General features: G+C 57.7%; 1 protein-coding gene. It reads left to right on the top strand.

Features of this window, described 5'->3' with window-relative positions:
* The first annotated feature begins 52 nt into the window (after positions 1–52).
* Complete coding sequence (locus AMS65_RS18285; RefSeq protein ID WP_241489512.1) at positions 53–274, top strand: hypothetical protein; 222 nt, start codon at positions 53–55, stop codon at positions 272–274.
* Positions 275–291: the final 17 nt, after the last annotated feature.

Here is a 291-nt window from a genome sequence, read left to right as displayed (position 1 = left end):
CTAGTAACGTAGAGGCTCTCCCTCGACTGTCTAGACCTGATACTCTACAATCGTGATGAGCATGATTTTTTTTTTTTGCATCGGATTCAACGATCTCAAGACGATCGAAGCCGCGCTGTTCATCCGATCGGTGATCGAGAACGAGCAGCTGGCGCCTTCGGTCGCAGACGGATGGTCGGCGTCGGAACTCGTCGACGCCTCGGTGCGCAGCGCGGAGTCGGGTACGTGGGTCACGATTCCGGAGATCGACGGCGGCACCACCTACGACCGCTGACGCCGAAACGATGGTGC

This window comes from Leucobacter celer subsp. astrifaciens (assembly GCF_001273835.1).
Taxonomy (GTDB): Bacteria; Actinomycetota; Actinomycetes; order Actinomycetales; family Microbacteriaceae; genus Leucobacter; species Leucobacter celer.
The sequence above is the reverse complement of the archived record's forward strand: the minus strand, read 5'-3'. Positions and strand labels throughout refer to the sequence as shown.